General features: G+C 37.8%; 12 protein-coding genes. 6 read left to right on the forward strand and 6 right to left on the reverse strand.

Features of this window, described 5'->3' with window-relative positions; genetic code table 11:
- Positions 1-5: 5 nt before the first annotated feature.
- Positions 6-1,166 carry a glycosyltransferase family 4 protein gene (locus A8B79_RS15700; RefSeq protein ID WP_066224689.1) on the reverse strand — a complete coding sequence of 387 codons (1,161 nt, stop codon included), beginning with the start codon at positions 1,164-1,166 and terminating at the stop codon, positions 6-8.
- An 89-nt stretch (positions 1,167-1,255) separates the two neighbouring features.
- Between A8B79_RS15700 and A8B79_RS15705 the strand changes: the two genes are divergently transcribed.
- The 3 genes from A8B79_RS15705 to mutY are packed head-to-tail and all read left to right on the forward strand — an operon-like array spanning position 1,256 to position 4,867.
- Entirely contained in the window at positions 1,256-2,230 is a 975-nt protein-coding gene (locus A8B79_RS15705) for an NAD-dependent epimerase/dehydratase family protein (protein WP_066224691.1), read from the forward strand.
- A gap of 4 nt (positions 2,231-2,234) precedes the next feature.
- Entirely contained in the window at positions 2,235-3,770 is a 1,536-nt protein-coding gene (locus A8B79_RS15710; protein ID WP_066224694.1) for an Ig domain-containing protein, read from the forward strand.
- 2 nt (positions 3,771-3,772) lie between these two features.
- On the forward strand, positions 3,773-4,867 hold the full coding sequence (gene mutY, locus A8B79_RS15715; protein ID WP_076782633.1) for an A/G-specific adenine glycosylase: 1,095 nt from the start codon (positions 3,773-3,775) through the stop codon (positions 4,865-4,867).
- Between the two features lie 199 nt (positions 4,868-5,066).
- On the opposite strand, the gene A8B79_RS15720 is transcribed toward mutY, so the two are convergent.
- Positions 5,067-5,306, reverse strand: a complete 240-nt coding sequence (locus tag A8B79_RS15720) for a GIY-YIG nuclease family protein (RefSeq protein ID WP_268872945.1) — start codon at positions 5,304-5,306, stop codon at positions 5,067-5,069.
- A 237-nt stretch (positions 5,307-5,543) separates the two neighbouring features.
- On the opposite strand from A8B79_RS15720, the gene A8B79_RS15725 reads away from it, so the two are divergent.
- Positions 5,544-6,458 carry an AlbA family DNA-binding domain-containing protein gene (locus A8B79_RS15725; RefSeq protein ID WP_066224697.1) on the forward strand — a complete coding sequence of 305 codons (915 nt, stop codon included), beginning with the start codon at positions 5,544-5,546 and terminating at the stop codon, positions 6,456-6,458.
- 100 nt (positions 6,459-6,558) lie between these two features.
- Positions 6,559-7,356, forward strand: coding sequence for a TIGR02757 family protein (locus A8B79_RS15730; protein WP_066224700.1), 798 nt, complete (start codon positions 6,559-6,561; stop codon positions 7,354-7,356).
- On the opposite strand, the gene A8B79_RS15735 is transcribed toward A8B79_RS15730, so the two are convergent.
- Positions 7,353-8,120 carry a DUF3667 domain-containing protein gene (locus A8B79_RS15735; RefSeq protein WP_066224702.1) on the reverse strand — a complete coding sequence of 256 codons (768 nt, stop codon included), beginning with the start codon at positions 8,118-8,120 and terminating at the stop codon, positions 7,353-7,355. The genes A8B79_RS15730 and A8B79_RS15735 overlap by 4 nt on opposite strands.
- A 112-nt stretch (positions 8,121-8,232) precedes the next feature.
- Here A8B79_RS15735 and rpsU point away from each other — a divergent pair, with 112 nt between their 5' ends.
- A complete protein-coding gene (gene rpsU / locus A8B79_RS15740) occupies positions 8,233-8,427 on the forward strand; it encodes a 30S ribosomal protein S21 (RefSeq protein ID WP_066224705.1) in 195 nt (64 codons plus the stop codon).
- A gap of 36 nt (positions 8,428-8,463) precedes the next feature.
- Here rpsU and radA read toward each other — a convergent pair whose 3' ends face one another.
- From radA to A8B79_RS15755, 3 genes are all read right to left on the reverse strand, one after another.
- A complete protein-coding gene (gene radA, locus A8B79_RS15745; RefSeq protein WP_066224708.1) occupies positions 8,464-9,798 on the reverse strand; it encodes a DNA repair protein RadA in 1,335 nt (444 codons plus the stop codon).
- 1 nt (position 9,799) lies between these two features.
- Positions 9,800-10,846: a lysylphosphatidylglycerol synthase transmembrane domain-containing protein gene (locus A8B79_RS15750; protein ID WP_235603776.1), complete on the reverse strand. Its 1,047-nt coding sequence runs from the start codon at positions 10,844-10,846 to the stop codon at positions 9,800-9,802.
- 77 nt (positions 10,847-10,923) lie between these two features.
- Positions 10,924-12,000: a class I fructose-bisphosphate aldolase gene (locus tag A8B79_RS15755; RefSeq protein ID WP_066224714.1), complete on the reverse strand. Its 1,077-nt coding sequence runs from the start codon at positions 11,998-12,000 to the stop codon at positions 10,924-10,926.
- Between the last annotated feature and the right edge of the window lie 106 nt (positions 12,001-12,106).

A 12,106-nucleotide genomic window follows, 5' to 3' on the forward strand; every position in this document is an offset into this window, starting at 1 on the left:
ATCTATCAGAATTTAAGTTGAGGTTTGGGAAGTTCCATTGCTTCTCTGTAATTCTCAACCAAGCCTGCATTTATTTTATCCCACTCGTATTCAACAGCCATTTCTCTTGATTTGTCACCCATTTTTTTCAATCTGTTTTCGTCACTAATAAGCCATTCCAGTTTTTCAGTAAAATCCTTCACATCTTGTTTTTTAGCCCATTTACCATTCACCCCGTCATTAACCAATGATTTACTCCCGATTGCATCGGCTACTAAACAAGGCAATCCACTTGCCATTGCTTCTAAAGTAACATTCCCGAACGTTTCCGTATGGGAAGGAAATAAAAATAGATCACTGCTTGCATAAGCACGGGCCAACTCTTCTCCCGTTACAAATCCTGTAAAATGTGCATTGGGCAGCATTTCTTCAACTTCTTTCTGCGCTTGACCCGCTCCTACGATCAATGCCCGAATTTTTGGGTTTTTAGCCTGAACACGTTTTAAGCTTTCAACATAAGTACGAAGTTCTTTTTCCCACACCAGACGAGAAACAAAAGTCACCACAATTTCATCATCCTCAATTCCGATTGATCTTCGAAATTCCATATCTCTTTTAGCAGGACTAAATAACTCTGTATTCACTCCTCTTGCCCAAACTTTTAAACCCTTAGTTATACCCTGTTCTTCCAGCTCTTCGATCATTGATCTGGAAGGAACATAAACATGTGTGCATTGTCCGTAAAACCATTTTATAAATTGCCAAATCAAGAACTCAATCGGATTCAGTCCATAGTAGTTAAAGTAGGATGTAAAATGCGTATGATAAGATCCTACCAGTTGAACCCGATTCTCTTGCGCCCATTTAATAGCACCACTGTTCAGTATGTCAGGAGTTGCAACATGAATTAAATTAGGATTAAATTCTTCGAGCTTTTCTTTAGCAAAATTCGGAAACGAGGTAGAGATTCTGTATTCATCCCTTCCAGGGATCAACATGGGAATAGATGGCGTTCCAATCAATTTTCCGTTATGCTTAAAAGCAGGTTTTTTACCCTCAGGAGCAAAAATTAACACTTCAATATTCTGCCTTTCAAGATAGTCAACTAACCTATTCAAAGTTAGCGAAGCACCATCACGCATATAATTATAATTGCCCGCAAACAGAGCAACTCGAAGATCTTCCATAAAAGTTTAAAAGGAAATAGCAGATGTGTATCTTTAGCACACCTAATTAAAAATTTCTGCAAAAAATAACCGATGAATATAAGCAATATATGAAAGCCTTTATAACCGGATCTACAGGTTTTATTGGAAGTCACTTAGCAGATCGTCTGATCGCGGATGAAAAATTTACTGAAGTACGCTGTTTAGTTCGCTCAACAGATAAATGGCTTGAAGGAAAAGATTTCGTACGAGTTAAAGGAGACCTGAACGACTTTAATGCTCTTTCTAAAGGAATTAAAGGTGTAGATGTTGTATTTCATTTAGCTGCAATTGTAAAAGCATCGAGTCAAAAAGAATTTACCAGAGCTAATGTGGAGCCTACTGAAGATATCATCAGAATTGCCCAAAAAAATGGTGTTAAAAATCTGGTTATACTTTCTTCGCTCGCGGCTGCCGGACCGAGTCAAGGAACTCCTGTGGATGAAAATAAAATATTAACTCCGATTAGTATGTATGGGCGATCTAAAAGAGACATGGAAACAACAATCCATCAGTTAGCAGAAAAGAATGATTCCATAAAGGTCATTCGCCCTCCTGCAGTGTATGGTCCAAGAGAAGATCAGATATTCACATATTTTAGTACTTTCAAAAAAGGTTTGAGTACAATTGTTGGAGATGGGAACCATCCCCGCCTTTCTATGGTGTATGTAGATGACTTGATAAACGGAATATTACAAGCATCACAAAAAATGGATCCCGGAGTTCATACCTATTTTATTACAGCAGCCGAGACTTACAATTGGAATCAAATTCATTCCGTTACTCAAACTGTAATGGGGAAAAAAGCTTTTAAACTAAAATTAGAGCCTGCTTTGGTAAAAAAGATTGGTAGTGTTATTGAAAATGCTGCATCATTAATCGGAAAATATCCCGTTGTAAACAAAGAAAAAACCAATGAGCTGGTTTTGGAATGGACGTGTTCATCAAAAAAAGCAGAAAAAGAATTAGGCTACAAACCACAAGTTTCCTTGGAAGAAGGTATTTCCAGAACTATTCATTGGTACAAAAAACATAATTGGCTATAAGTTTATGAAGAGATTTAAATTTGTTAAAAGTTTTCTATTTGTTTTAATAACAACTTTATCCGTACAAGCCCAGAATCAAACTCTCGTTCAGGATTATTCACAATTGATGAATATGCCCTCTGTGAAAGCTATTGAAGCTTCGGAAACACATCTTTATATACTTTCTGATACTGATGGAATGGCAGTCTTCAGAATCAAACCAGACGAACTTCAGTGGCTATATACTTCTTCCGGTATGCAGCGTCGTGGATATAACCTTTCTGCTGATGTCCGCTTTGCTTACATGTTTGGAAAAAATAAAAGATTGACCATCTTAGAACCTACATCTATACTGGGAGTATACTCGGCAACTCTTCTTAGGGAAAAACCTTTAGCAGCTGCCCGTTTACAGAACAAACTTTACGTCGCTTTAGGAGAAGCTGGTTTGGGTTCACTTTCTCTGGATACTCCCGAAAGTGTTGATTCTGAAATTACAATAATTCCTGATGTTGGTGATAATGTGTCAGTTATTGATCTCGTTTCCTCTCCGACAACGAATCAATTGTTTGTACTTACCGGAAACTCCAAACTGGATGTCTTTAAGTCTGAAGACAATCAACTTTCTTTCAGTGAAAGTAAAAATATTTCTCAGCGTTTAGCTGATCTTTTTATTGATGGAGACAGACTTTGGGGAGCCACCGCTCGCGGAGATGTTTTTGAAATTACCGGAAATGGATTGGGAAGAAAAGTCGGCTCCATAAACGAAAAAGTCGAAACAATTAAATTCTGGAATGGATTTACATTTATCCGATCAGTATCCGGCAAGTTGTGGTATTCAGAAAACCGTGAAGCACTGATCGCTTGGAAAACAGATACTCAGGCAGGTAATTACATCGCAAAAAGTGGAGATAAATTTTGGCTTGTAGAAAACAACAAAATAACTCGTCTTGCAGTCTCAACTGTTGATCAGAATATTGAGTCTGCACCTGTTGGTCCATTTTCTTTGAAAGACATTCCCGATCAGGTTCTTACTTATCCTAACTCATTATTGCTTGGGTTAGAAGTAGAAAACGGACATTCAGCAAACGATGTGGAATTTTCTATACGTTCCAGGTCATCATCAGCTGTAATTAAAAAGCAAGGATTTTACTGGCAACCCAGACCCGATCAAATCGGAATGAATTGGTTTACAATCGTAGGTACAAATTCCAAAGGCTTGTCAGACAGCACTAGTTTTACTGTTGATGTGCGCTCATTCAATACTCCGCCTCGATTTAGTCCTGTAAGAGTTTCAAATATTGCGGTGAATGAGTCATTTTCTTTACAAATTCAGGCCATTGATCCTGAAGAACCTTCAAGCTCTCTGATCCGCTATATAGGAGTTGACCTCCCCGAAGGAGCTTCTATAAATGAGGAAACTGGAATGTTTACATGGACCCCGAATGCAAGACAAGTCGGAGATTTCACATTCCGTGTTATTGCTTCTGATCAACTTGGGGCAGCTTCCTCACAGGATGTCACCTTAACTGTTCTGGATATCACCAGAGGAGACGGGAATTAAGTTTGGCCGAACTTTCAAATTCAGAATTTACTGAGAATCTTTTAGACTGGTACAAAGAACATAAGCGGGAAATGCCCTGGCGGGAAGAGAAAGATCCCTATAAGATCTGGATCTCTGAGATCATGCTTCAGCAAACCAGAGTTGATCAGGCCTGGCCTTATTTTGAAAACTTCATGAAGGTATTTCCGACGGTTTTTGATCTGGCAAAAGCAGATCAGCAACAAGTCCTGAAGGCATGGGAAGGTTTGGGTTATTACAGCAGAGCCCGGAATCTACATTCGGCTTCAAAAATGATCGTAGAGGATTATAATGGAAAACTTCCTGAGACTTATGATGAGATCATTAAGCTTAAAGGGATCGGGCCTTACACGGCCGCAGCTATCACAAGTATAGCCTTTGGTTTACCTAATGCCGTTGTTGATGGAAATGTAATTCGGGTTATCACCAGATACTTTGGGATTGAAGATGATGTTCGAAAAACCGGAACAGTAAAAGAGGTCCAGTCTCTCGTAAACGAGCTCATAAGTCAGAAACAGCCCGCCGAATTCAATCAAGGGATGATGGAACTGGGAGCGACGGTCTGTTCTCCACATAATCCGGATTGTTTGAACTGCCCCATTCAGTCGGGATGTATAGCTACTAAAATTGCTAAGACAGATATTATTCCCTACAAATCTAAAGCAAAGAAAAAGCCTCACAAAGTAATTGGTGTTGGGATTATTGAAGCTGAAGATGGTAAACTTTTAATTGCACTAAGACCTGAAGATGCTATGCTTGGCGGATTATGGGAATTTCCCGGCGGCAAACAGGAAAAAGGAGAAACTATTCAGCAAACGGTAGAACGCGAGCTTCTTGAAGAGCTTGACGTTGAAGTTCATGCGTTTAAAGAATTCATGACTTTGAAACATACCTATTCCCATTTTTCAATAACAATGCATGCCTGGTTTTGTACGCTGATATCAGGAACGCCTAAAGCAAAAAGTAGTCAGGAAATTCGTTGGGTTAAAAGATCTGAACTGGAAGAATATCCATTTCCAAAAGCGAATAAGGTGTTGACGGAGAGGTTGATAGGTGATGAATTGAAAGGTGAGAAGTGAGAATGTGAATTGTCTACTTTTTTTGGAGCTTATTTGAAATTTGTCATTTCGAGATGAGCAATGATAGAGTCAAAGCGACCGAGAAATCTAAAGAACCTCCAAACTGCATCAAATATCTTAAGATTTAAAGAATTCTAAAGATAGGGTCATCCCGAACTTGTTTCGGGATCTTACGTAAAGGCTTTTAGTCTGTTCTTGTTTACCATCCTTTTAAGGTAAAATACCAATCCTCTAATTTTGGATTGTTTTGCTTTACCAGATTCCATTTCCACTGTTTATGCCAATTCTTTAGTTGCTTCTCCATTGCTATAGCATCACCTATATTATCGTATTCTTCGGCATATATAAGAATGGTTAGTTTATACTTTGAAGTAAATAAAGAGCCTTCTCCCAGTTTATGTTTCCACACTCTTGAATGAATGTTATTGGTAACTCCGATTTAAATCGTAGTTCTTCGATAGTTAGTAAGAAAGTACACATAGCCTTTGTTCATAGTAAGTAAGACTATTTCAAGAGCAATTCCTTACAAAGATCCCGAAACAAGTTCGGGATGACCTATATTTTGCTATAGGTATAATTTACAATAAGATAAGCGTGATTCTTAGTATATTTTTTATATCTTACTTATGATGAAATGTTCATTAATAATATGTTATAAGCATAATCTTTTCTAAATATGAAATTCGATATAAACTATATAAATGACCTTATTGATAAGAAAGCTGAAGAATCGTTAAAACTCGAATTCAAACGAGGTGATTCAATTGCTGACCGAAAGGAAATGTCAAAGGATATTTCCTCTATGGCAAATTCTGCTGGTGGAGTAATCATTTATGGAATAGAGGAAGCAGATCATATTGCTTCAAAACCCAGTTATATAAATGGTAATGAATACACTAAGGAGTGGCTTGAAAATGTAATTGACTCAAATATCCACCGTAAAATAGATGACTTAATTATCTATCCAATTAGAGAAGACGACGACATTAATAAGACTATATATATTATTGAAGTTCCAGAAAGTCAAAATTCTCCTCATATATCAAAAGATGGGAAATATTATAAAAGACATAACTTTAAGAATTTACCTATGGAGGAATATGAGATTAGATCTTTGTACTTCAAATCATTGAACCCTGAATTAGTCTTTGATAATTTACTTTTAACCAAGAATTACTATACAGAAGAAAAAAAAGGTGTGGAACAATTATATTGTAGTCCAATATTTCAAATTCTCAACAAAGGAAAAGGAGTATCTATACATCATAAAGTGATTTTGCATATCAATAGAAAATATAATGCTAGTTTTTCTTTAGATGTTTTAAGAAGCAAAAATGTGATAAGTGAAGGTTTGATAGATAAAGACACAATATCAATTACAATTTATGACAAAACACCAATTCTACCTGATGAAATTTTCTCAATTAGTAGATTCAATCTCTGTTTTCCTAAAAATTTTATAATCCAAAATAAAGCCGAAGAAGAAGGTGCCGAAATAAAGGTTGAAATTGCATACCAAGGAGGTCGAGATATAGTAAGTCTTTATATAAATGATTTTTATCCTACCGAATTTATTGACGAATTCTTATAAACTAACTCATTCAAGAAGGCTTTCAATGGATCCAAAACAAACCCATTTTTATGATCAAAAAAGCTGTATAAGTTGTCAACTAAAACCTGTTGTCTGATTAATGCCCGATCCTCTATCAAAAAACAAACTTCTTCAGCTTAAACCCAAGCTGGACGCCCTGGTAAATCGAATCCAGCAACCCGATTTCATCGATAACGACCCCATCCAGTTCATGTATGCTTTTGAGGATAAGAACGACAAAGAACTTGCCGGATTTTTTGCAGCCATCATGGCTTGGGGGCGCCGTGACATTGTGATTAACAAAGTGGATGATCTGCTTAAACGAATGGATTATAAACCTTCTGATTTCATTTTAAACTTCAATGAATCAGACGCGGAAAAGCTGGACGGTTTTAAACACCGAACTTTTAAACCTATAGATATCTACTGGTTCATCAAAACACTGCAAAGTATTTTAAAAGAGTATAAGACTTTTGAAGGATTTTGGGAGATGTGTTATAAAACATCCAAAACTCAGGACAGAGAATTGATAGCTGTTTTTCACGAACAGTTCTTTGCTATACATCCTGAAATACCACAAAGAACCAGAAAGCATATTTCCAATTCTGAAAAGAACAGCTCCTGCAAGCGATTATATATGTATTTGCGATGGTGCATCCGAAGTGGTTCTGTTGATCTGAGTACTATGAGCTTTATGCTAGCCTCTGAACTAATGATTCCTCTTGATGTGCATGTAGCCAGACAAGCACGAGCTTTAGGTCTATTGGAACGCAAGCAAAACGATTGGAAAGCAGTTCAGGAGCTTACTCAAAAACTTCGTGTACTGGACCCTAAAGATCCTGCTAAATACGACTTTGCATTATTTGGACTAGGTGTAAGCGGCCTGGAAATTACTTAGAGAACAACCATCAAATAAGCTCCTAAATAGATCAAAATAGTTTGAACGATCGAATATAAAATATAGCCAAGCACTAAAGCTATAACTGCCTGCAGATACTCTGAAAATCCCTTTAGACCTAAATACTTTATCATAGCCCATAAAAGAAAGCCTAGCATAACCGGAATTCCTAAAAAGAAAATTAGCGGAGTGTCCGTGTTCTCCATCATCTTCATTGCAGGTAACATCAATAATGAGAAAATTGAGAAAGTTGTTAATGAATAAACCATTAACACATAATGCTCAACAAAACGACTTTTGTTTTTCTTGAAAAACATTTTGGAAAATAACGCGAACATCGGAGCAAGCAGTACTAAATATAAAGCCTGATTGAACTTCTGAACTAAGCTGATCGAAATTTCATTGATACTTTCAAAATAGGCTGACCAATCAAACGAAGGAATTATTTCATATAACTGAGCAACCAAATTATCAATACTCTCTCCTGCACCAAGTTCCATCGCGTTTTTCATCATCGCTTCATAATCCACAAAACGAACAGAAATAAAAGTGGTTACCGCAAGAATAAAAATACAATAGCGAAGAGGTGTCACATATTTACCCCGTTCTGTGAAATAAGCATCTATCACCACTCCCGGGGTTTTGATCATTCCCCAAATTGTCCCGGGCAATCCCCGATCTAAATTAAATACATCACCCATAAGCTCTTCCAGAAAGCCTTTATGCTGTGTTTGCTGAGGTGGCGTTGACTTTTCTTCGTCCATTAAATCGGCAGTTGGTTAAAGTAAATTTAGAATTCCAGATTTTGCCACATTTTTTGTATATTTGCAACCCCAATTATGGGATAAAAAAACAAACGAAAGGAAGTGAGACTCAATGCTAGGTGTTGAAGTTAAAGACAACGAAAGTGTTGAACGCGCGATTAACAGGTTTAAGAAGCTTATTACTCGTTCTCGTATTCTTAATGAATATAAGGACAGACAACAGTTTACTAAGCCTTCTATGGAGCGTCGCGAAGCTATGAAAAAAGCTGTGCGCGAGCAACGTCGCCGTCAACGAGAGAATTATTAGATTCCCGTTGTCATCACAAATTTAAGCCCTTGGATTTTATCTAAGGGCTTTTTTTATAGCTTCTTTTACGTACCTGATTCCTTCTGACCCTTTTCCCTGAGGAACTACTGAGTTTTTAAAACCCAATTTTGCTGCTTCTTTCTTCCTTTGTTCAATATGAGGCACGATTCGAACTTCTCCTCCCAAGCCAACTTCACCAATAAATGCTGTTCTCTGATTAATGGCTTTATCTGTTAAACTGGAAACCAACGCACAACACACACCCAGATCTCCGGCAGGATCATTTAATCTGAACCCACCTGCTATATTCAAATACACATCATGATTTGAAAAACTATAACCTGCTCTTTTTTCCAGAACAGCTAATAAAAGTGCTAATCTGTTTCGGTCAAAACCGTTAGAAGTTCTCTGGGGTGTTCCATAAGCAGAAGCTGTCACTAAAGCCTGTACCTCGATCAAAAGAGGTCTGGAACCTTCCATCGTGCATACTATGGCATTTCCACTTACTCCTTCAGTTTTATCAGAAATGAACAACTCTGACGGATTTGAAACTTCTATCAAACCATCTTCTTTCATTTCAAAAACGCCAACTTCCTGCGCCGGACCAAAACGGTTTTTTAAACTCCGAAGTAATCGATAGGTATAATTTTTATCTCCTTCAAACTGAAGAACTGTATCTACCATATGCTCCAGTACTCTTGGGCCGGCGATATCTCCTTCTTTGGTAACATGACCGATCACAATAGTGGTGATATTCTTCTTCTTTGCTAACTGCTGAAACAAAGCCGCGCATTCCTTTACCTGCTGAATACTGCCGGGCATACTTTGGAGCTCAGTTCTGTATACAGTCTGTATAGAGTCTACTATCAAAAGATCAGGTTGTATTTTTTGGACTTCGTCGATGATCTTATTGATTTGAGTTTCATTATAAACCAGAAGCTTGTCTGATTTAACTCCCAATCTTTTCGCTCTTTGTTTTATTTGTCCCGCTGACTCCTCCCCCGCACAGTATAATATCTTTAAGTCGGGATTAGATTTGGCAATTTGAAGGGTTAAAGTACTTTTGCCGACTCCCGGTTCTCCTCCGATTAAGATATATGCCCCGTTTAGAAACCCACCTCCGAGCACACGATCAAACTCCTTTATATTACTAAGGAATCTGGATTTCTCAGACGTTTCTACTTCATTCAGGTTCTGAGGTTTAGCCGAACTGTCCAAACCCTCAACTTTTGCTTTATGGTTTACAGCCTTCCCTTCTACTTTAGATTCTTCAAAGGTATTCCACTTTCCGCAAGAGGGACAACTGCCCAGCCATTTTGCTGATGTATGCCCGCAATTACTGCAATCAAATTGGGTTCTCAGTTTTGCCAAATCAATCTTTTATTATTTGATTTTCAACAACAGAGCGATTTATATACCAGGTAGTTGCCATCATTCCAAATGCAATGCTTATATAGTAACTGATGATCCTCCAAAGAAATACTGCTAATCCTATAAACGATGGTCTTGAAATTAATGGTCCCTGAAAAAGAACGAATAAACCTTCAACACCACCACTACCGCCCGGAGTAGGCACAACCAGAAATGCAAGATTCATGGCCAGACTTCTTAAAGCTGAAAGAATTTCAGGCGCCGGAAGCAAGCTAAGAATAACTACCGTTGCCAATGCAACCCTACAGATCCAGGACATTGTAGAAAGCACGAATGCTTTTATCAGAAAACTAAATGGCTTCTTTCTTAGCTGGTGAGCATACTCCTCTAAATTCTCAGCTTCGATTGCGATATTATCTCTGTATTTTCTCAATAAGGGAAGCCTGAATACAAAAAGCACTACTTTTTTTATCGCAGCAGGATTGATCAAAACTCCGTAAGCAAGTAAACCTGCATACGCCAATAATAAAGAGTACAATAGTACCATCGAGGCTTCCCCAACCAAGCCTATTTCAGGAGGAACAACTTCATAGAAAACTCCAAAAATGAGCAAAATCGGTATCGCCATTGCAAACCAAATTTGATCAAGTAAAACTCCATATAGCACTATTGCTGAAGCAGAGCCAAGCTTCATTCCTTCTTTATTCATAGCATAAGTAGCCATTGGTGCTCCGCCAATAGTAGATGGAGAAACAGCTGAAGTAAAGTCCCAGGCCAGTACTACCCTGAAAGAAGCCATCCAACCAATTTGCTTCTCCGCAAGAAAACGAATCTTTGCAGCCGAAAGCCACACTCTTAAAAAGGAAATCAGTAAAGCAATAAATAAACCGGGCAACCTTTTTGGTGCTAGGTGGGTGAGAACTCCGGGAGTATAAGTGTACCAGATAACACCCGCCATCGTCGCAACGCTCAAAGCAATTGATATAACCAGATATTTCTTTGAAATGAAATTTTGTGGCTTTGTGCTATTTATAGCTTCTGAACTCAAATATTCTTGTATTCTTTTTATAAATGATAAAAAAAGCCCTGCCGATTAACGACAAGGCCTAACTTGTTACGCACCGATTAAGCTAAAGTTATATCCTCATCAAGATATACATCCTGAATCATATTCAGTAGCTTAACACCTTCTTTGATCGGTCGTTGAAATGCTTTACGACCACTAATCAATCCCATTCCACCGGCTCTTTTGTTAATAACCGCAGTTTTTACTGCATCTGCAAAGTCATTATCACCTGATGCTCCGCCTGAGTTTATCAAGCCGGCACGACCTGCAAAACAGTTTATCACCTGATATCTTGCTAAATCGATTGGGTGATCTGAAGTCAGTTCAGAATAAATTCGTTCGTCCAGCTTTCCATAGCTTGAATCACCTGAATTCAAGGCTTTATAACCACCATTATTGGTAGGAAGCTTTTGTTTGATAATATCAGCACCTAAAGTTGTACCAATATGGTTTGCCTGACCTGTAAGATCTGCAGAAGCATGATAATCCTTACCATCTACTTTGAATGCATTATTTCTTGTGTAGCACCAAAGGATTGTAGCCATACCTAATTCATGAGCGTAAGCAAAAGCTTCTGAAACTTCCTGAATTTGTCGACCTGATTCTTCAGAACCAAAATAGATAGTAGCTCCTACTGCCGCAGCTCCCATATTGTACGCCTGCTCAATATTACCGAACATGATCTGATCAAAAGTATTCGGATATGTCAACAATTCATTATGGTTGATCTTAACAATAAATGGAATCTTATGGGCATATTTTCTTGACATGGAAGCAAGTACTCCAAAAGTAGAAGCTACGCCGTTACATCCGGCTTCAATTGCAAGTTTGATAATATTTTCCGGATCGAAATAGTCAGGGTTTTTTGCAAATGATGCGCCACCTGAATGCTCAATTCCCTGATCTACAGGAAGAATAGAAACATATCCTGTTCCACCAAGTCTTCCATGATCGAGCAACCACTGAAGATTACCTAACACTCTGTTATTTCTGTCAGAATGATACCAAACTTCATCAACATAATTCCCTGATGGTTTGATCAAACGTTCTCTTTTAATTGTTTGACTGGTATGATTTAGTAAGAAAGATGCTTCATCCCCTAAAAGTTCTTCAATACTCTTTGTTCCAAGTGACATAGTTACAATAAATTTGATATTAATTTTAAAGGCTAAAATATAGCAGTTAATCTACGAAATGACTAACACGGACTGTCAAAATCGATACTGAAAATATTGTCGTACA

Origin of the sequence: Balneola sp. EhC07 (assembly GCF_001650905.1) — a bacterium.
In the GTDB taxonomy this organism is placed as follows: Bacteria; Bacteroidota; Rhodothermia; order Balneolales; family Balneolaceae; genus Balneola.

What these genes read in the sequence shown, in the direction of transcription:
- A8B79_RS15730 (WP_066224700.1), top strand. Translation starts at nt 6,559, where the DNA reads ATGCCCGATCCTCTATCAAAAAACAAACTTCTTCAGCTTAAACCCAAG.
- A8B79_RS15705 (WP_066224691.1), top strand. Translation starts at nt 1,256, where the DNA reads ATGAAAGCCTTTATAACCGGATCTACAGGTTTTATTGGAAGTCACTTA.
- A8B79_RS15725 (WP_066224697.1), top strand. Translation starts at nt 5,544, where the DNA reads ATGAAATTCGATATAAACTATATAAATGACCTTATTGATAAGAAAGCT.
- rpsU (WP_066224705.1), top strand. Translation starts at nt 8,233, where the DNA reads ATGCTAGGTGTTGAAGTTAAAGACAACGAAAGTGTTGAACGCGCGATT.
- A8B79_RS15700 (WP_066224689.1), bottom strand. Translation starts at nt 1,166, where the DNA reads ATGGAAGATCTTCGAGTTGCTCTGTTTGCGGGCAATTATAATTATATG.
- A8B79_RS15710 (WP_066224694.1), top strand. Translation starts at nt 2,235, where the DNA reads ATGAAGAGATTTAAATTTGTTAAAAGTTTTCTATTTGTTTTAATAACA.
- A8B79_RS15755 (WP_066224714.1), bottom strand. Translation starts at nt 12,000, where the DNA reads ATGTCACTTGGAACAAAGAGTATTGAAGAACTTTTAGGGGATGAAGCA.
- A8B79_RS15735 (WP_066224702.1), bottom strand. Translation starts at nt 8,120, where the DNA reads ATGGACGAAGAAAAGTCAACGCCACCTCAGCAAACACAGCATAAAGGC.